The organism is Desulfobulbus elongatus DSM 2908 (assembly GCF_000621145.1).
Lineage (GTDB): Bacteria > Desulfobacterota > Desulfobulbia > Desulfobulbales > Desulfobulbaceae > Desulfobulbus > Desulfobulbus elongatus.
Genome location: NZ_JHZB01000028.1, coordinates 18,759 through 36,023 on the forward strand (window position 1 = coordinate 18,759; position 17,265 = coordinate 36,023).

Sequence of the window (17,265 nt, forward strand, 5' to 3'; positions counted from 1 at the left end):
GTGCCGGAAAGAAGGGGGACAATGGTTTTCGCTTGTCAACCGGCTTCAGGACGACAACCAGCCAAGGGTCATGCCGGTCAGGACCAGGTAGCGCGCGATTTTCGCGCTGCCGGCAATCAGGAGAAAGACCGGCAGGGGCTCGCGCATGATACCCGCGGCAACGGTCAGGGGGTCGCCGATCACCGGCATCCAGGAGAGCAGCAGCGACCATCTGCCGTAGCGCCGGTACCACTGCCGGGCGCGGAGCAGGTGTTGCTCGCGCACCGGAAACCAGGAACGGTGGCGGAAACGTTCGATGCCCCGGCCCAGCCACCAGTTGCACGCCGCGCCGAGGATGTTGCCGCAGCTTGCCACGGTCAGGAGCCCGGCGGCGGGATAGTCGCCGGTGAGGAGCAAGCCGACCAGGACCGCTTCCGACTGCATCGGCAGGATGGTGGCGGCCAGGAATGCGGTCAGAAAGAGGCCGGCCAGGGCGGAAAAGGCGATCATGGTTTCATCGATGTTGTCTGAAATGCCTGGGCTGTCCGGCCCGGTTCCGGGATTTTGTCCATGTCGGCGGCGCGGTGTTCACGGCGTTCAATTTCGCTTGCGCCGGGAGCGCAACGTGCTCCGGTCCGGCAAACAGTTCCGGAAACTTCACCGGCGGGTACAGACCCGCTCCGGCAGTTTCCTGCAACGATCCATACCATGGGATGGATGAAGAAATGATGAAGAAAGAGGGAACGGCCGGAAATTTTCGTCGTTTCTTCAGCCAGCGCGGGTAAGAATAAATAGAGCAAGCGATGATCAATCGGGTGGCGGACAGGACGAGGACAAGATGCGGATACTGATTGTCGACGACGAACCGGAACTGTGCGCCCAGATCGCCTCTTCGCTGCGCAGGCAGCAGTATACCGTGGACATGGCCGGCGATGGCGCCGCGGCCCTGGAGAAAATCTGCGTCGAGCCCTACGATCTGATCGTGCTCGACATCATGCTGCCGGAAAAAGACGGTTTTGCCGCGCTGCGAGAGATGCGCGCCGCAGGGGTGAGCGCGCCGGTTCTGATGCTGACCGCCAAGGGCGAGGTGGCCGACCGGGTCAAGGGGCTTGACCTCGGAGCTGACGATTATCTGCACAAGCCTTTTTCCATGGCGGAACTGCTGGCCCGGATCCGGGCGCTGCTCCGCCGCAGCCATGAGCAGGCCAGCCCCTGGCTGGTCATCGGCAACATCCGGCTCGACACCAACACCAGGCGCGTCAGCCTCGGCAACCGGCCGGTCCCGCTGACCCCGAAGGAATTCTCGGTACTCGAATTCCTGTTCTACAACCGCAACCGGGCCGTTTCCCGCTTCAACATCGCCGAGCACGTCTGGGGCGATGCCTTCGATCCCTTCACCATGTCGAACAACATCGACGTGCATATCAAGAATCTGCGGAGAAAACTCGACGACCAGTCCGGCCGGATCATCGTCACCGTCCGCGGCGTCGGCTATATGGCCAGAGACGAGCAGCCATGAAAGCCCGCAACCGGATCACCCTCTGGGTCAGCCTGGCCGGCTTGATTTCCACGGTGGTGCTGTCGCTCATCGTCTTTCTGTGGGGACTGGAAACGCCCTACGAGTTCCTCGACCAGGAGCTGGAGATCCGGGCCCGGACCCTGGCCGGCGAGATAGCCAGGGAACAGGCGGCCGGCGGCGTGCGGGACGGCGACACCCTGGATCTTTTCTCCCATCTGTACTGGGCGAAAATCTATGACGCTCGGGGGCAACTGCTGTTCGCATCGCGGTTGGCACGGGAAATCGACCTGCCCGGGAAAACCGGGCCCGAAGGGTATCTCGTTGCCACCGATATCCCGCTCAACCGGTTCTATGCCGACGAAGACGATCAACCCACCGGTTTCTGGAACAGGGTTCTGGTCATGCCGATGGGCGGTTCCACCTGTCAGGTGCATGTGGCCCGGCCGGTGGAGAATCTGGTGGGGGAATCGGTCGAATCGGCAATCATGATCGCCTCGGCGATTCTTGCCTCGGCCCTGCTGCTTATCGTGGTCAGCTATCTGGTGGCGGGGAGAATCCTGCAGCCGGTACGGGAAATCAACCGGCTCACCGCGGAAATTTCGGCCAAGACGCTGGCAACGCGGATTCCGCTTGCCGGCAACCACGACGAAATCGACGAACTCGCCGCCTCCCTCAACAACATGTTCAACCGGCTGCACTCTTCCTTCCGCCGCCAGAAGGAATTTATCGCCAATGCCTCCCATGAATTGAAAACGCCCATCACCCTGCTGCGGTTGTCCATGGAGGAGACGCTTCAGGACGAGCAGGTACCCGCCGCCGTACAGGAAAAGCTGCTGGCCCAGGAACGGGCCCTGGCCCGTATCAGCCAGTTGGTCAAGAGCCTGCTGGACCTGTCCCGGCTGGAATTGGACGACACCCTTGCCAAGGAGCGATTTTCCCTGAACGAATTGGTCGCATCCGTGGCCGGGGAGTTTGATGGGCTGATGCACGAGCAGGGGGTGCGATTCACCTGCCGGGCGGCCAGGGAGCGGTTCCTTGTCGCCGACAGGGAAAAGATGCGCCGGCTGCTGATCAACTTGCTCGACAATGCCGTCCGCTACAACCGGCCGGGCGGTGCAGTCAGTTGTTCGCTTGCGACCGGGGGAGCGGGGGAGACCGTGCTGACCGTCGCCAACACCGGCCAGTCCATCGATCCGGCGGAGCAGGCGCGCATCTTCGACCAGTTCTACCGGTGCGAGCAGTCGCGTTCCTCGGCGCACGGCGGCGCGGGCCTCGGGCTGACCATCGTCAAGCGGATCGTCGAACTGCACGGTGGCACCATCTCGGTGGAGAGCGATGCTGACCTGACCCGCTTTCGGGTCGTGCTCCCGCCGGCAGTTGCCGGGTGAGGCATTGCTTGCGGACGGAATAAGCGGGCAGGGAGGAAGGACGCTCAGCGCTTGCCTGATCTGTCCGGCGGTGCTAGAGTCAGCGCGTCTTTTCCGGTTTATCAGTCATTTCCCATGGATGTGAGGGGGTTCGTGTGAAACCGCCGTTACCGTCTTTTTCTGATGTGCGCTTCCGCCTGGGCCGGCGTTTCCGCAAACAGCAGGAGTTTGCCGCCGGGTATGCGCCGCTCTATTCCCGGTTGTTCGGCACGGTGGCGGACTGGCTGGCGGCGGCGCCCGGCGACGATTCGCTGGCGGACTGGCTGGTGCAAACCGGGGCGAGCCGGTCTTCGTTCGATGTGCCGCTACTTTTGCTGGCCGGGCTGCATCGCGATATTCTCGCGGGCCGGCCCGAACTGGATGATTTGGCTCAGTATTATCCGACCGTGGGTGGCGGGCGACTGATTGAGGAGAATGGGCTTGCCGCCAGTTTCCGCGCGGCCGTCGAGGCGAGGCAAGAGGCGCTGGCCCGGTTCATCGCCACGGCGCAGGTGCAGACCAACGAGACCGCCCGCGGACTCTGCTGGCTGCTGCCGGCGTGCATGACCGGCTGGCCCTCCCTCCATCTGGTGGATCTGGGGGCCAGCGCCGGGCTCAATCTGGTGGCGGACCGACGGCATTTCCGGATAACCGATGCGACCGGCGACCGAACCCCGCTGGAGCTTGGCAGTGGCCGGCCGACGCAGTTCAGCGTGCGCAGCGAGGGAGCGCCCTTGCCATCGGTACGACCGGTCGTGCCTGTCATCCGCTCACGCACGGGCTGCGACCTTGCGCCGCTCGTCCTCCACGCACCGGAAGATGAACAGACCCTGGCCGCCTTCATCTGGGGCGACCAGCCGGAACGGTTGCACTTGCTTAAAGCCGGAATCGCCGCGCTGCATGCGGTCGATCGCAGCGAATCCCCGGTCCACCTTGTTCAGGCCGACCTGCCCGAGGACCTGCCCCGGTTCCTGACCGAACGGCTCAGTTCCTTACTCGATGCGCCCGTCGTGCTCTACAATACCTATCTGACCACTTATCTTGCCGATCGAGGCGCTTCGTTGCGGTCGCTTCTGGCCGCTTGGGCCGCGCGCCATTCCCAGCCCGTGCTCTGGCTGCAATGGGAACCCCCATGGCGCGGACCCGAGCCGCCGGAGTTCGGCTGGATCGGCTGGACCGCCGACCTGTGGAGCGGGGGAGAACATCGGCAGTGGCACCTTGCCTGGACCCATCCCCATGGCACCCGCATCAGGTGGCTGCCGGATCTGGCCGCCTGGGCCGCTTGCTGGCAGGGCGAGGTGAGAACGTGCGCTCCTCGGTGATGCGGCATGCTTTTTCGCGAATGTGCCGCTTGAGAAGAGGATGAAAGGGGGATAGATGAGGACAAAAAGCGGTGTGGCTTGACCACACGGCGGCGGTGTGGCGAGGCGAAGCGGTGGGACCACACGGCGTTGGCCAGACTCGCTTGGGCCCGAACAGTGTGCCTCAGCCGTATCCGCCTTGGTCTGAGATGCTCAGCGGAACAAAAGGGGAAAAATTCGTTGATAGCAGGTGCACTTCGTCATTGCGTGGAGCGAAGCGACGAGAAATCTTGTCATTGACAAAGAGAGTTTTTGCTTCACTCGAAACGACCTTATATCAAAGGATTTTGCCTTTATATGACGCAAAAACACCCGCTGCTTATGCCGCGGCAATGGGATTGCACTGATTGGTGGTGCGGCAAACTTTTCCACGATGCCGCTCAAGAAGAAAATTGGTGGAAAGGGGATGGATGGGAACAAAAAAATCCCCGGCCGGAAAACCCGGCCGGGGATGAACATCTTTCTAATTTCCGAGAAATCAGAATTTGAAACGGACAGAAGCAACCACGTTATGACCGTTGATGCTGTCAGCGAGGTCGGTATCGGCAACACCCAGGTACTCGTAGCCCAGATCGCCGGCGATCTCGTCGGTGAAGTTGTAGGTCATACCAACGCCTGCCTTGTAGGCGAAGACGTTGTCGCTGCCACTCAAGAAAGGCTCATGAAAACCGTCGAGCTCAATATCAACATCATACTTAGCGTAGCCGACACCGGCCATGAAATACATGGAGAAGGCATCGTAGATCGGCAGCTCATAGTAACCATTAAGAAATACAGTGGTCAGGTCTACGTCACCACTTTGGTTCCCGAAGATAGTGATGGTGTCATCCAGATCTGCGCCCTGCTTGGACAACTCGACCTCGGCGCGGAACTTGCCCAGGGCCTGATACATGCTGAACTCGCGGCCAAAGGCGATGGAGCCACCGAAACCGGCATCGGTATCGACTTCATTTGCAAGACCGACATCCTGCTGCATCCAAGCAGCCCGTACGCCGAGACGCACATACCAGTAATCGGCGAATGCCTTCTCGAGCTCGGTGATACGGCCTTCATGGTTCTGCAGTTGCTTGCCGTGGGCGCTCAACTGCTCGTTCTGCTGTGCCTGCGAAGATTGCAGATCGTCGATCTGCTTCTGGCACGCGTCCGGACAACCGGGGGCCATCTTGCCAGGTCCGCCCGCAAAGGCAACGCCTGCGGTCAGAACAAATGCGGATGCCGCCATGACACTCAGTACTTTTTTCATATCCTGTCTCCTGTTTTGTTGAGCTATGTTTGCATGGGCGTTATTGCCCTAAAAATAAGAGGAAAAAACAACACCAACAATCTTTCTCTTGTTGCTTCCCAATATAACAAAGGAATGTGAGGCTGGCAATACCTTGCATGCAAAATAATACAAAATTTTGAACGCACGTGAACAGCTTTTTATATAACTATTTGTTTTTAATTAGTTTGTGTGAAGAAAAAAATTTGCACTTTTTTATGGCGTCATGGAGATTTTCTGGTGGCCGGCGCTCTGAAAAGTCCTTTCGGGGCGCATGACTGTCGGCATTTCACCGACATCGACTACATATTCCGGGTGTCCCCGCCGGTGGAGATCGAGGACGACCGGAAACGGGGCGATGGCACCCGGAATCGTTGGGCCGCTTGACGAAGGGGACGCGGTCCGCTAAAAACATCCGGCATGGGATGTATCCGCATCCGTTACAGCCATATATATTGAGAGGACGCGTGGGTATCGCAACCGGAATAGAGCGGCTTTGTCGAGCCGGTCATCCTTTCCTTGCCGGCAGGCGGCTGGGACTCCTGGTGAATCAGGCTTCGACCGACCGGCATTTTGTGCATGGCCGCGACGTGCTCCGCGCGGTCTATCCTGATCAACTGACCTGTCTTTTCTCGCCTCAGCACGGGTTTTTCAGCGAAAAGCAGGACAACATGGTCGAATCCGGCCACGGACTCGACGCCGCGACCGGCCTGCCGGTCTATTCGCTCTATGGGGAGACGCGCAAGCCCTTTCCGTCGATGTTCGCCGATATTGATGTCCTGCTGGTGGATTTGATCGATGTCGGCACCAGGGTCTACACCTTTATCTGGACCGTTGTCCATTGCCTGGAGGTCGCGGCGGCAACCGGCGTCAAGGTGATGATTCTCGACCGGCCCAATCCCATCGGCGGACATCTGGTCGAGGGCAATATCCTGCGTCCCGACTGCGCCTCCTTTGTCGGCCGATGCGCCATTCCCATGCGGCACGGCCTGACCTTGGGCGAGCTGGCCCTGCTGTGCAACAGGGAACTGGCCATCGGCGCCGACCTGGAGGTGGTGCGGATGGAGGGCTGGCGGCGCGACATGTTCTTTCCGGACACGGGCCAGCCCTGGGTCTTTCCCTCGCCCAACATGCCGACCTTTGCCACGGCCCTGGTCTATCCGGGCCAGGTCATCTGGGAGGGCACCAATATCTCCGAGGGCCGGGGCACGACCCTGCCCTTTGAACTCTTCGGCGCGCCGTTTCTCGATCATGGCGAGGTGCAGGGCGTCCTCCGGACCATCGACCTGCCTGGCTGCGTCCTGCGGCCGCTCCGGTTCGAACCGACTTCGGGAAAATGGATGGGCCAAGTCTGCACCGGCTTCCAGATCCATGTGACCGATGCCGACGCCTTCCGGCCGTACCGCACCAGCCTGGCCCTGTTGCAGGCCATGTACCGTCTCTATCCCGGACAGTTCGCCTACAAGCCACCGCCGTATGAATACGAGTTCGAGCGGCTGCCCATGGACCTGATCATCGGCGACCGGGCCGTGCGCGAGCACCTGGAGGCCGGGGTGCCGGTCGTCGAGTTGGAACGCGGCTGGCAGCGGGACCTGGACGAATACCGGGAACGGCGCCGTGCTGTTTTGCTTTACGATTGAGGCAAAGTACAGTATTTTCCCTTCCCTCTGGCATACAAAAAAAATAGGGGGAAACAGAGGAAATCCCCTTGTTTTTTCGACAGGATCTTTATCCGGAGGAGTGTGCGCGTGCCCCGTGAATGTACCCTGCGGCGACTCGCCGAACTGGTGGGCGGCCGGGTTGACGGCGACCCTGAGCTGATCGTTCGCGGCCTCAACGGCATCGACTATGCCCAGGCCGGCGAGATCACCTTTGTCCTCGATAACAAATACCTGCCGCTGCCGGAACAGTGCCGGGCCTCGGCCTGTATCGTGCCGCCGGATGCCGGCCCCTTGCCCATCCCGGTGATCGTGGCCGAGCAACCGGCGGTGGCCGCCGCCCGCATCCACGCCTTTCTCCTGGCCGAACCGTTCCGGGCCCGCGGCATTCATCCCACGGCGGTGGTGGGGGAAGGCTGCACCATCCCCGCCGAGGTGAGCATCGGCCCGCTGGTGGCCCTGGGCGACCGGGTGGTGCTCGGCGAGCGGGTCACCATCCATGCCGGCGCGGTGATCGGCAGCGACACCGTCATCGGCGACGACACCGTCATCCATGCCAATGTGACGGTGGCCGAGCGCTGCACCATCGGCAGGCGGGTGGTGCTGCATCACGGCGCGGTGATCGGCAGCGACGGCTTCGGCTTCGCCACCGACCGCATGGGTGCGCACCACAAAAAACCGCAGGTGGGCACGGTGCGGATCGACGACGATGTCGAGATCGGCGCCAACTCCTGCGTCGACCGGGCCGCCTTCGGGGTGACCTGGATCAAGGCCGGCGCGAAGATCGACAACCTGGTCATGATCGGCCATAACGTGGAGGTCGGGGAAAACTCGATCCTGGTGGCCCAGGTCGGCATCGCCGGCAGCACCACCCTGGGCCGCAACGTGGTGCTCGGCGCCAAGGCCGGGGTTGCGGGGCATCTGCATCTGGGCGATCAGGTCATGGCCGCCGCCAAGAGCGGCATCCACAACAGCCAGCCCAAGGGCGCGCTGGTCGGCGGCACCCCGGCCATCGAGGTCAAGAGCTGGGGACGCGCCGCCGCCGCTTTCGGCAGATTGCCGGAGATGGTCAGGGAACTGCGGCGCCTGCGCAAGGAGGTAGACCGGCTCGGCGGTCTGCTTGCATCCACACCACGCGAGGAACAAGAATGACGACAGCAGCGTCTGATATACAAGTACCCATCGATGTCAAGGGCATCATGGCGATTCTGCCGCATCGGTATCCCTTCCTCCTCGTCGACCGGATCGTCGAGGTGGAACGCGGCAAAACCATCACCGGCATCAAGAACGTCACCATGAACGAGCCGTTTTTCCAGGGACATTTTCCGGGGGAACCGGTCATGCCCGGCGTGCTCATCCTGGAGGCCATGGCCCAGGTGGGCAGCATCCTGGTTTGTCTTTCCGACCAGGAGATGATCGGCCGCCTCGCCTATTTCGCCGGGGTCGACAAGGCCCGTTTCCGCAGGATCGTCCGGCCGGGCGACCAGTTGGTGCTCAAGCTCGAGATGCTCAAGCAGAAGGGCCGGGTGATCAAGATGGCCGGCCATGCGCTGGTCGACGGCCAATTGGCCACAGAAGCGGAATTGATGGCCAGTTTCACCTGATGCGTTCAGGTCTCTTCGGGCGGCCCGTCCATCTCGCCGCCTTTCTCTTTTTAGGATAGCTCCTCATGCCCATACATCCCACAGCGGTCATCGACCCCAGAGCGGAACTCGACAGTTCGGTGACCGTCGAACCCTACGCCGTCATCGACGGCCCGGTCAGGATCGGCCCGGAAACCAGAATCTGCGCCCATGCCGTGGTCAGCGGCCATACCACTTTGGGGGCGCGGAACACCATCGGCTCCTTCGCCACCATCGGCGGCCCGCCCCAGGACATCCATTACAATGGGGAGCCGACCGAACTGATCATCGGCGACGGCAATCAGATCCGGGAGTACGTCTCCATCCACCGGGCCACGGTCAAGGCCAGCGGCAAGACCCTGATCGGCGACAACAACATGATCATGGCCTATTGCCATATCGCCCACGACTGCGTCATCGCCGACCACGTGATCATGGCCAACGTCGCCACCCTGGCCGGGCATGTCGAGATCGGCAGCCACGCCAACCTGGGCGGCCTGGTGGCGGTGCACCAGTTCTGCCGCATCGGCGACTACGCCTACATCGGCGGCATGTCCGGTATCGGCCTCGACGTGCCGCCCTATGTAATCATGGAAGGGACCCGTAACCAGATGCGCATCGCCAGCATCAACAAGATCGGCCTGCGCCGCGCCGGCATGGACCGGGAGACCATCAAACAGCTCGAAGAGGCGTTCCGAATCCTGTTCCGTTCGCCGGAAATCCTGCTCAAGGATGCGCTGGCAAAGCTGGAGGAGGAGATGCGCGACTGCGCCGAGGTGCAGAAGATGGTGCAGTTCTTCCATTCCAGCAAGCGCGGCGTGGTCAAGCGGACCCTGGATGACTGAGGCGAACGGGACAACGCCCATCGGCCTGATCGCCGGTGGCGGCCAGTTCCCGCTCCTGTTCGCCGAGGCGGCGCGGGCGAGGGGCCGCAAAGTGGTGGCCATCGCCCATGTCAACGAGACCATGGCCGAACTGGCAGACGCGGCGGATGTCACCTTCTGGGTCAAGCTCGGCCAACTGGGGAAGATCATTTCCCATTTCCGCAAGGAAGGCGTGCAAGAGACCGTTTTTGCCGGCACCATCACCAAAACCCGGATCTTCCACGACATCCTGCCCGACTTCAAGGGCCTGACCCTGTGGGGCAAGATCGACAAACGCCAGGACGACGCCATCCTCCGCGCCGTGGCCGCCACCCTGGAAGAAGAGGGCATCCGGGTGCTGGCCTCCACCTGTTATCTGGAGCATCTCTTTTTTCCGAGAGGCGTGCTCACCCGCAAGAAACCCTCGGTCGAACAGATGGAGGATATCCGGTTCGGCTGGGCCATCGCCCGCGAGGTGGGCCGGCTCGACATCGGCCAGTGCGTGGTGGTGCGCGGCCGCAGCGTGCTGGCGGTGGAGGCGATCGAAGGCACGGACGCCACCATCCGCCGGGGCGGGGAATTGGCCGGTTCCGGGGCAGTGGTGGTGAAGCTGAAGAAGCCCAATCAGGATTTTCGTTTCGACCTACCGGCCACCGGGGTGCGGACCGTCGAGACCCTGGCGGCGGTCAGGGGGGCGGTGCTGGCGGTGGAGGCCGGCCAGTCGCTGCTGTTCGACCGGGCGGCCATGGTGGCGGCGGCCGACCGGGCCGGGCTGGTGGTGGTCGGCCTCAGCGAGGACGAACAGGGCGAACCGGTGTATTGAGCGGGGGCGATGGGCAACCGCACAGGAACGCGCAACCGGACAGGAGGAGATGCCATGGCGGCAATGACGCGGATTGTCGATATTCTGCGGCAGCAGCCGGTGGGAAGCGTAGTCGAGGTCAACGGCTGGCTGCGCACCCGGCGCGACTCGGGCAGCCTCGCCTTTCTTGAACTCAACGACGGCTCCTGCCTGGCCAATCTGCAAGTGCTCGCCGAGGAGGGCCTCGCCAATTACGAGACCGAGGTGAAGAAACTGAGCACCGGCTGCTCGCTCCGGGTCCGCGGCACGCTGGTGGCTTCGCCGGCCAAGGGCCAGGCGGTGGAGGTCCGGGCCGAAGCCGTCGAGGTGATCGGCTGGGCCGACCCCGAAACCTATCCGCTCCAGAAAAAGCGGCACAGCTTTGAATTTCTCCGCGCCATCGCCCACCTCCGTCCCCGGACCAACGCCTTGGGCGCGGTGGCCAGGGTCCGCAGCGCGCTCTGTTTCGCCATTCACCGCTTCTTTCACGAGCAGGGCTTCATCCAGGTGCAGACCCCGGTGATCACCACCTCGGACTGCGAGGGCGCGGGCGAAATGTTCACCGTCACCACCCTCGAACCCGGCCAGATGCAGGGGGCCGATCCCTTTGCCGCCGATTTTTTCGGGCGGCGGGCCGGATTGACGGTCAGCGGCCAGTTGCAGGCGGAAATCTTCGCCCTGTCCCACGGCCGGGTCTACACCTTCGGCCCGACCTTCCGGGCGGAGAATTCGAACACCAGCAGGCATCTGGCCGAATTCTGGATGCTGGAGCCGGAGATGGCCTTCTGCGACCTGGGCGGCGATATGGCCATGGCTGAGACCATGATCAAGGCGCTGGTCGCCGCGGCGCTGACCGAATGCGCCGAGGATCTCGCCCTGTTCGACCAGCACGTGGCCAAGGGCTTGATCGACAGGCTGACCCAGGTACGCGATCGCCCGTTCGTCCACCTCACCTACACCGAGGCGGTGACGGAGCTTGCGCACGCCCGTCGCGATTTCGCCTTCCCGGTCCGGTGGGGCGTCGATCTCCAGGCCGAGCACGAGCGCTACCTCTGCGAGGACGTGGCGCAGGCGCCGGTGATCGTCACCAACTATCCGGAGGCGATCAAACCCTTTTACATGCGTCTGGACGACGACGGCCGGACCGTGGCGGCCATGGACATCCTGGTGGCCGGCATCGGCGAACTGGTGGGCGGCAGCCAGCGCGAGGAGCGGTACGAGGTGCTGGCGGCCCGGATGGCGGCGGCCGGCCTCGACATGGAGCAGTACGGCTGGTATCTCGATCTGCGCCGGTTCGGCTCCGTGCCCCACGCCGGTTTCGGCCTGGGCTTCGAACGGCTGGTGCAGTTCGTCACCGGCATGCAGAATATCCGCGACGTCATCCCCTTTCCCCGGACGCCGGGGAGCGCGCCCTGCTGATCTTCTTCCTGAAAGGAGTTCGCCATTTCGACGGTCACCGGAAACACCAACGGCCTCAAACCCAAGCAACTGCGGGATCTGGAACGGCTCGCCCAGAAAAAGGTCGCGCCCGACGAGATCGTCGGCCGGGAGACCGCCCGGTCACTGGCCGCCCTGTCCACCGACCTCAATCGCCAGATCGGCCTGCTGATCCATCGGTCCGGCCGGATCGAAACCGTGATCGTCGGCGACTACGACCGCATCACCATTCCGGCCCTGGCCCAGGTCGGCACCGCCGGCGGCCGTCTGCGCGGCCTGCGTTGCGTGCACACCATGCTGGGCGGCGCTTCCGGGGTCAGCGAGGAGGACATCATGGACCTGGCCTGTCTGCGGCTCGATCTGATGGCGATCCTCACCATAAAAGACGGCCTGCCGGATGTGCTCCACGCGGTCCATCTCATGCCGCGCCCGGTCGACGGCCGCGACTGGGCCGCCTTGCCGCCGGTGCATCCCGCCAATCAGTCGCAGTCCTGCATCGCCCTGATCGAGGCCCTGGAGGAGGAATTCGTCCGCGAGCGGCCGGTGCGCGAGGTCGACCGGGGCAAGGACCGGGCCATCCTGGTGTCGGTGACCACCGGCCCACGGAGCGAGGCCGAGGAATCCATGGCCGAGTTGGTCGAGCTGGCCCGCTCCGCCGGGGTCGAGGTCCTAGCCCGGGTGATCCAGCGGCGCAAGCACATCCATCCCCGTTTCATCCTCGGCCGCGGCAAACTGGTGGAGATCGTGCTGATGAGCCTGCGCCTGGGCGCCAATCTGCTCCTTTTCGACCAGGAACTCAGCCCCTCGCAGATCCGTTCGGTCACCGATCACACCGATCTGCGGGTCATCGACCGCACCCAGCTCATCCTCGACATCTTTGCCAGCCGGGCCCGCTCCCGCGAAGGCAAGCTCCAGATCGAGATGGCCCAGCTGAAATACATGCTGCCCAAACTCACCACCCGCGACGACGCCCTCTCGCGCCTGACCGGCGGCATCGGCGCCCGCGGTCCCGGCGAGACCCGGCTGGAGATCGACCGGCGGCGGATCAACGACCGGATCACCCGCCTGGGCAAAGAACTGAAGGCCGTGGGCGAGCAGCGCTACCACCGCCGCAACCGGCGGCGCAAGCGCGACGTGCCGGTGATTTCCCTGGTCGGCTACACCAATGCCGGCAAATCGACCCTGCTCAACACCCTGACCAAGAGCGAGATCCAGGCCGAGGATCTCCTCTTCGCCACCCTTGATCCCACCAGCCGCCGGCTCCGTTTTCCCGAGGACATGGAGGTGATCATCACCGACACCGTCGGCTTCATCCGTCATCTGCCCGCCGATCTGCTCAAGGCCTTTGAATCGACTCTGGAAGAATTGTTCGAGGCCGATCTGCTGCTCCACGTGGTCGACGTGTCCAATCCGGCCTGGCGGCAGCAGGTCGGGGTGGTGGAAGGGCTCTTGGCCGAGTTGGGCCTAGATGCCATCCCCTGTCTCAAGGTGTTGAACAAGATCGACCGGGTGTCGCCGGAGGAGCGGGTGCAGATGGCAATCTCCGGGGAAGGGGTGGGAATCAGCGCCCTGGACGAGGGGACGCTGGGCCCGCTGCTGGTGCGGGCGCAGGAGATGCTGCGGGGGAGCTTGGGCGCGGCCGGGCCGGTGCCGCCGCGAAATGGGGAGGTCGCTTAATCCTGGAGAAAAAATCCCAGGGCCTTGTCCATCTCGCCGGTGTCTTTGAATTCGCAACCGATGGCGTTCTGCCGCACCGATCTGACCACGGCCTGCTTCTTCAGTACGGTTTTCTTTTTGTCGTTGAGTTGGAATTCGATCAGAATTTCCTGACCTTTTTCGATGCGGTGCACTCCGGATACCGTGAACCCGGCCCCGCTGCGCGAGAGATTGTTCACCTGGATGATGCCGCCCCCGCCGCCGATGACGGTATAGGTTCCGGGAAGATCGGTTGGCTTGCGGAAATGGCGGCGGAAGTTGAGCAGTATCGGGAAGGTTTCCCGGCAACTGCACCGCACGGTCATCGTGTGCCGCCCGTGGCGGTACGGTTCGGCCGAGAAGTGCTTGACGCAGCCGCATGCCGGGCAGGTCAGGGTGGCCCTGTTGTCGCCGCGCACATGGACCATGAGGGGTTGCATCGGCATCAGTCGTAGATGATGCAGGTGAACCGTTCCAGTTCCGCTTCCGTTTTCGGATCGAGATCGGCGGCGACCTCGTGGATCTGGTATTCCTTCTTACAGCCGCTGCACTGCAGGCGGACCTGGCGGCATCTTCGCAGAACCTGCAACGGCTGACCGCATTCCTTGCATTTCACGTGTGCCGTGCCTCGCCTATGAGTTGTTCGCGGGTGAAGACTGCCTTGAGGGGATAGCCCTTGGCGGCGAGGAATTCGGCACCACCTTCCTGCCGGTCGACGATGGTCGCCACAAGGCCGACTCTGAATCCTTCGTTTTCCACCCGCTCGATGACCTGCACCAGGGTGCCACCGGTGGTGACCACGTCCTCGACCAGCGCGACCAGCCCGCCCGGCTTCAGGTTGCTCTTCCCTTCGATGAAATTGCCGGTACCGTGCCCCTTGGCCTCCTTGCGGACGATGAAGGCCGGGATCGGCGATTTTTCCAGATAACTGACCAGGGAAACCGCGGTGACCAGGGGATCGGCGCCCAGGGTCATGCCCCCCACACCGACAAAGGGTTCCGGATGTTGCCGGATCAGGTCGAAGAGGAGGCGGCCGCAGAGATAGCCGCCCTCGGCATCCAGAGTGGTCTGCTTGCCGTCCACGTAAAAGTCGGACGTCTTGCCCGAGGTCAGGGTGAAGGTGCCCTGCCGGTAGGATTTGTGCAGGAGGAGTTCTTTCAGACGTTGTCGTTCGTTCATGGGGGTATCCTTGCGCTTGGGTTGGGGGAAAAAAGATACCTTGTTTTCGTGTTTTCGCAAAAGGATTTCTCGGCCGGTGCCCATCGGCCGCAGGGAACAGGAAAAACTGCGGACGCTGTCGCCGCCCCTCTTTCTTCCGGCTTGCATTTTGCCGCATCGTCGTGGATACTGGGGCCACCATCGAGGTGTGTGACGCAACCCATTCATGAGGAAGAATATATGTGTGGAATAGTTGGTTATGTCGGGACGAGAAGGGTGGTTCCCATCCTCCTGGAGGGATTGCGGCGGCTCGAGTATCGCGGCTACGATTCCGCCGGGCTGGTGTATTCCTTCGACAACAGACTGGTGCGGTATCGGGCGAAAGGGAAGTTGGCCAATCTCGAGGCCGTGGTCGACGAATACATCGGTGTGGCCAGCGGCATCGGCCTGGGGCATACCCGCTGGGCGACCCACGGCGCCCCCACCGAGGGCAATGCCCACCCCCATACCGACTGCACCGGCGAGTTGGTCGTTGTTCATAACGGCATCATTGAAAATTACAACGCGCTGAAAAAGGAATTAATGGCCAAGGGCCACGTGTTCACCTCGGAGACGGATACCGAGGTCCTGGCCCACTTGATCGAGGACTGCCTCAAAGAGAAGAGGGATCTGGTCGCGGCGGTCCGCGCCGCCCTGACCCTGGTGGAAGGGTCCTACGCCATCGGCGTGCTCTGGGCCGGGGAGCCGGAGCTGCTGGTCGCGGCCCGCAACCACAGCCCCCTGGTCATGGGCGTGGCCGCCGATGCCTGCTATATCGCCTCCGACATTCCCGCCCTGCTGCCGTTCACTAGGGAGGTCATTTTTCTCAACGACCGGGAAATGGCGGTGTTGGGCAGGGGGACATACACGATTCAGCAGATCGACGACGGCTCCGAATTGGCCAAGCCCGTTTCCCTGATCGACTGGAACGCCTCGATGGCGGAAAAGGCCGGGTTCCGCCATTTCATGCTCAAGGAGATCTTCGAGCAGCCCCAGGCCATTCTCAACACGGTCAGCGGCCGGATCGTACCCGACACGGGATTCGTCGATCTGCCCGAGATCGGGCTTGACTATGCGACGCTCGACGCCATCGACCGCATCGCCCTGGTCGCCTGCGGTACCTCCTGGCATGCCGCCCTGATTGCCAAGTACTGGATCGAGAAATGGGTCGGCATTCCCGTGGAAGTGGATATCGCCTCGGAATTCCGGTATCGCCGGCTGCTGGTTGACGAGCGGACCCTGACCATCGCCATCTCCCAATCCGGAGAGACCGCCGATACCCTGGCGGGCATACGCCGGGCGGCACAACTGGGCTCCAGGGTGCTGACGGTCTGCAACGTGGTCGGCTCCACCATGACCCGGGAAGCCGACGGCGTCATTTACACCCACGCCGGTCCCGAAATCGGCGTGGCCTCGACCAAGGCCTTCACCAGCCAGTTGGCGGCGCTCTTTCTCCTTACCCTGTATCTCGGCCAGACCCGGAAGACCATTGACCCGATCACCCGGAAAAAACTGGGACTTTCCCTGATCGACATTGCCGAGGTGATCGCCACCGAACTGCCCAGGTTGCAGACGGAAATCAGTGCGCTGATCGAGGGATACTACGAGGCCAAGGATTTTCTCTTTGTCGGCCGGGGGCTCAACTTCCCCATCGCCCTCGAAGGGGCGCTGAAACTGAAAGAAATCTCCTATATCCACGCCGAGGGATATGCCGCCGGCGAATTGAAACATGGTCCCATCGCCCTGATCGACCGGGAAATGCCGGTGGTGGCCCTGGTGCCCAGGGATTCGGTGTACCTCAAGACGGTTTCCAATGTCGAGGAGATCAAGGCCCGGCAGGGGCGGCTGGTGCTCTTCGGCACGAGTGGTGACGAGCACCTGTCCACCCTGACCGACGATGTTTTGTACCTTCCCGATGTGATGGAAGACCTCAATCCGCTGCTCTATACCATCCCGGCCCAGTTGCTCGCCTATGAAATTGCCAATCGGCGCGGCTGCGATGTCGATCAGCCGCGCAACCTGGCCAAGAGCGTGACGGTGGAATAAGCATGCTTGACGAGTCAAGCAGGTGGCCGAGGGGAGTGTTGGGATGGTGAGGGAGCGAGGAGCGCATTCCTTTCCCGGTCGCCGTTTTTTTGCCTGAGGGTTTTCCCCCTCAGGTTCTTTTTTTGGGAGAGAAGGGTTTCGTCGTCTCCGCTTGGTCACTATGTTTCAGTTCATGCGAATGTTTTCATGGCATGTCCCTGGCAACAAGCAGGGGGACAGTCCGGGAGAATTAAGCAATAATTCAAGAGGATCAGTCTACCTGTTCCTTGCCTTTGTTGGTATTTTCGCATGCGAAATTCGGCAGAATATTATCTACTCTTTCTTTTCACTAACTTTTTATAGATAGGTGGCGGCAGTGGTGTCCGGCAAACCCGCTCTCG

Annotated in this window: 18 protein-coding genes; 12 read left to right on the plus strand and 6 right to left on the minus strand. The window is 62.4% G+C overall.

From position 1 onward, the window contains the following. Positions 1 to 45 precede the first annotated feature (45 nt). Together Q362_RS0113230 and Q362_RS23665 are read right to left on the minus strand one after the other, a co-directional pair. Positions 46 to 489 carry a YqaA family protein gene (locus Q362_RS0113230; RefSeq protein WP_028319078.1) on the minus strand — a complete coding sequence of 148 codons (444 nt, stop codon included), beginning with the start codon at positions 487 to 489 and terminating at the stop codon, positions 46 to 48. Further along, on the minus strand, positions 486 to 779 hold the full coding sequence (locus Q362_RS23665) for a hypothetical protein (protein ID WP_157470117.1): 294 nt from the start codon (positions 777 to 779) through the stop codon (positions 486 to 488). Before Q362_RS23665 ends, Q362_RS0113230 begins: the two co-directional genes overlap by 4 nt. Before the next feature lie 38 nt (positions 780 to 817). On the opposite strand from Q362_RS23665, the gene Q362_RS0113235 reads away from it, so the two are divergent. From Q362_RS0113235 to Q362_RS23670, 4 genes are all read left to right on the plus strand, one after another. Further along, the gene (locus Q362_RS0113235; RefSeq protein ID WP_028319079.1) at positions 818 to 1,498 is read left to right on the plus strand and encodes a response regulator transcription factor; all 681 of its coding nucleotides are present in this window, start codon (positions 818 to 820) and stop codon (positions 1,496 to 1,498) included. After that, positions 1,495 to 2,886 (plus strand): sensor histidine kinase, encoded by a 1,392-nt coding sequence (locus Q362_RS0113240; protein WP_028319080.1) that lies wholly within the window; start codon positions 1,495 to 1,497, stop codon positions 2,884 to 2,886. Before Q362_RS0113235 ends, Q362_RS0113240 begins: the two co-directional genes overlap by 4 nt. A gap of 134 nt (positions 2,887 to 3,020) precedes the next feature. Continuing rightward, entirely contained in the window at positions 3,021 to 4,226 is a 1,206-nt protein-coding gene (locus Q362_RS0113245; RefSeq protein ID WP_169737425.1) for a DUF2332 domain-containing protein, read from the plus strand. 336 nt (positions 4,227 to 4,562) lie between these two features. Next, positions 4,563 to 4,754 (plus strand): hypothetical protein, encoded by a 192-nt coding sequence (locus tag Q362_RS23670; RefSeq protein WP_157470119.1) that lies wholly within the window; start codon positions 4,563 to 4,565, stop codon positions 4,752 to 4,754. Here the strand turns inward: Q362_RS23670 and Q362_RS0113250 are convergent. Further along, entirely contained in the window at positions 4,744 to 5,508 is a 765-nt protein-coding gene (locus Q362_RS0113250; RefSeq protein ID WP_028319082.1) for an outer membrane protein, read from the minus strand. The genes Q362_RS23670 and Q362_RS0113250 overlap by 11 nt on opposite strands. A gap of 485 nt (positions 5,509 to 5,993) precedes the next feature. Between Q362_RS0113250 and Q362_RS0113260 the strand changes: the two genes are divergently transcribed. From Q362_RS0113260 to hflX, 7 genes are all read left to right on the plus strand, one after another. Beyond that, positions 5,994 to 7,166: an exo-beta-N-acetylmuramidase NamZ family protein gene (locus Q362_RS0113260; protein WP_245590227.1), complete on the plus strand. Its 1,173-nt coding sequence runs from the start codon at positions 5,994 to 5,996 to the stop codon at positions 7,164 to 7,166. Between the two features lie 108 nt (positions 7,167 to 7,274). Continuing rightward, positions 7,275 to 8,336 carry a UDP-3-O-(3-hydroxymyristoyl)glucosamine N-acyltransferase gene (lpxD, locus tag Q362_RS20655; RefSeq protein ID WP_035216721.1) on the plus strand — a complete coding sequence of 354 codons (1,062 nt, stop codon included), beginning with the start codon at positions 7,275 to 7,277 and terminating at the stop codon, positions 8,334 to 8,336. Then, on the plus strand, positions 8,333 to 8,788 hold the full coding sequence (fabZ, locus tag Q362_RS0113270) for a 3-hydroxyacyl-ACP dehydratase FabZ (protein WP_051554316.1): 456 nt from the start codon (positions 8,333 to 8,335) through the stop codon (positions 8,786 to 8,788). The genes lpxD and fabZ overlap by 4 nt, the downstream gene beginning before the upstream one ends. A gap of 65 nt (positions 8,789 to 8,853) precedes the next feature. Further along, on the plus strand, positions 8,854 to 9,651 hold the full coding sequence (gene lpxA, locus Q362_RS0113275; RefSeq protein ID WP_028319085.1) for an acyl-ACP--UDP-N-acetylglucosamine O-acyltransferase: 798 nt from the start codon (positions 8,854 to 8,856) through the stop codon (positions 9,649 to 9,651). Then, positions 9,644 to 10,492, plus strand: a complete 849-nt coding sequence (locus tag Q362_RS0113280) for an LpxI family protein (RefSeq protein ID WP_028319086.1) — start codon at positions 9,644 to 9,646, stop codon at positions 10,490 to 10,492. Before lpxA ends, Q362_RS0113280 begins: the two co-directional genes overlap by 8 nt. Positions 10,493 to 10,546: 54 nt before the next feature. Further along, positions 10,547 to 11,929, plus strand: a complete 1,383-nt coding sequence (gene asnS, locus Q362_RS0113285; RefSeq protein WP_281172888.1) for an asparagine--tRNA ligase — start codon at positions 10,547 to 10,549, stop codon at positions 11,927 to 11,929. Between the two features lie 216 nt (positions 11,930 to 12,145). Further along, the gene (hflX, locus tag Q362_RS20660) at positions 12,146 to 13,624 is read left to right on the plus strand and encodes a GTPase HflX (RefSeq protein ID WP_281172889.1); all 1,479 of its coding nucleotides are present in this window, start codon (positions 12,146 to 12,148) and stop codon (positions 13,622 to 13,624) included. Here hflX and Q362_RS0113295 read toward each other — a convergent pair. From Q362_RS0113295 to pyrE, 3 genes are read right to left on the minus strand one after another with little or no spacing between them, the layout of a single operon-like run. Then, complete coding sequence (locus Q362_RS0113295) at positions 13,621 to 14,088, minus strand: PilZ domain-containing protein (protein WP_028319088.1); 468 nt, start codon at positions 14,086 to 14,088, stop codon at positions 13,621 to 13,623. The genes hflX and Q362_RS0113295 overlap by 4 nt on opposite strands. After that, complete coding sequence (locus Q362_RS24090; RefSeq protein WP_169737426.1) at positions 14,088 to 14,258, minus strand: dual CXXC motif small (seleno)protein; 171 nt, start codon at positions 14,256 to 14,258, stop codon at positions 14,088 to 14,090. Before Q362_RS24090 ends, Q362_RS0113295 begins: the two co-directional genes overlap by 1 nt. Then, entirely contained in the window at positions 14,255 to 14,821 is a 567-nt protein-coding gene (gene pyrE, locus Q362_RS0113305; protein WP_028319089.1) for an orotate phosphoribosyltransferase, read from the minus strand. Before pyrE ends, Q362_RS24090 begins: the two co-directional genes overlap by 4 nt. A 219-nt stretch (positions 14,822 to 15,040) precedes the next feature. On the opposite strand from pyrE, the gene glmS reads away from it, so the two are divergent. After that, entirely contained in the window at positions 15,041 to 16,885 is a 1,845-nt protein-coding gene (gene glmS / locus Q362_RS0113310; RefSeq protein WP_028319090.1) for a glutamine--fructose-6-phosphate transaminase (isomerizing), read from the plus strand. The last annotated feature ends 380 nt before the right edge of the window (positions 16,886 to 17,265 follow it).

Bases quoted from the DNA above. Each gene is read 5' to 3' on its own strand.
- Q362_RS0113230 (WP_028319078.1), bottom strand. From the start codon at position 489: ATGATCGCCTTTTCCGCCCTGGCCGGCCTCTTTCTGACCGCATTCCTG.
- Q362_RS0113235 (WP_028319079.1), top strand. From the start codon at position 818: ATGCGGATACTGATTGTCGACGACGAACCGGAACTGTGCGCCCAGATC.
- Q362_RS0113240 (WP_028319080.1), top strand. From the start codon at position 1,495: ATGAAAGCCCGCAACCGGATCACCCTCTGGGTCAGCCTGGCCGGCTTG.
- Q362_RS23670 (WP_157470119.1), top strand. From the start codon at position 4,563: ATGACGCAAAAACACCCGCTGCTTATGCCGCGGCAATGGGATTGCACT.
- Q362_RS0113250 (WP_028319082.1), bottom strand. From the start codon at position 5,508: ATGAAAAAAGTACTGAGTGTCATGGCGGCATCCGCATTTGTTCTGACC.
- fabZ (WP_051554316.1), top strand. From the start codon at position 8,333: ATGACGACAGCAGCGTCTGATATACAAGTACCCATCGATGTCAAGGGC.
- lpxA (WP_028319085.1), top strand. From the start codon at position 8,854: ATGCCCATACATCCCACAGCGGTCATCGACCCCAGAGCGGAACTCGAC.
- Q362_RS0113280 (WP_028319086.1), top strand. From the start codon at position 9,644: ATGACTGAGGCGAACGGGACAACGCCCATCGGCCTGATCGCCGGTGGC.
- asnS (WP_281172888.1), top strand. From the start codon at position 10,547: ATGGCGGCAATGACGCGGATTGTCGATATTCTGCGGCAGCAGCCGGTG.
- Q362_RS0113295 (WP_028319088.1), bottom strand. From the start codon at position 14,088: ATGCCGATGCAACCCCTCATGGTCCATGTGCGCGGCGACAACAGGGCC.
- pyrE (WP_028319089.1), bottom strand. From the start codon at position 14,821: ATGAACGAACGACAACGTCTGAAAGAACTCCTCCTGCACAAATCCTAC.
- glmS (WP_028319090.1), top strand. From the start codon at position 15,041: ATGTGTGGAATAGTTGGTTATGTCGGGACGAGAAGGGTGGTTCCCATC.